The following is a 383-nucleotide window of genomic DNA, read 5'->3' on the forward strand; positions in this document are numbered from 1 at the left end:
GTATCCGCCTCGGCGATCGCCTCGTCCTGCGCCAATTCCTTGATCAGCACATCCGGCTCGGCCGCGTAGCTGCGCCCGAAAATCGCCTTGGTGTTCTCCTCGATGAAGCCGATCTGGTCGCGGCTCTCATTGCCGCGGCCGAAATAGGCGCGGTCGCGATCGTCGACCAGCGCGAAGATGCTGCGGCTGACCGAGACGCGCGGCTCGCGCTTGTGGCCGGCTGCCTTCCAGGCCTCGCGATAGATGCGGATCTGCTCGGCCTGCTGGATGTGGAACGGCTTGCCACTCTCGTCGAATTTGAGCGTCGAGCTCTGCAGGTTCATGCCGAGCTTGGCTGCCCATTCCGACGTGGCGTTGGTAGCCGCACCCCACGTGATCCTGTC

1 pseudogene is annotated in these 383 nt (G+C 64.5%); it reads right to left on the bottom strand.

From position 1 onward, the window contains the following. Window positions 1–383, bottom strand: a pseudogene (locus ENZ75_RS34175) (LLM class flavin-dependent oxidoreductase); the annotation flags it as partial.

The sequence above is a fragment of the Mesorhizobium sp. M7A.F.Ca.CA.002.04.1.1 genome (assembly GCF_004022805.1).
GTDB classification, from domain to species: Bacteria; Pseudomonadota; Alphaproteobacteria; order Rhizobiales; family Rhizobiaceae; genus Mesorhizobium; species Mesorhizobium ciceri.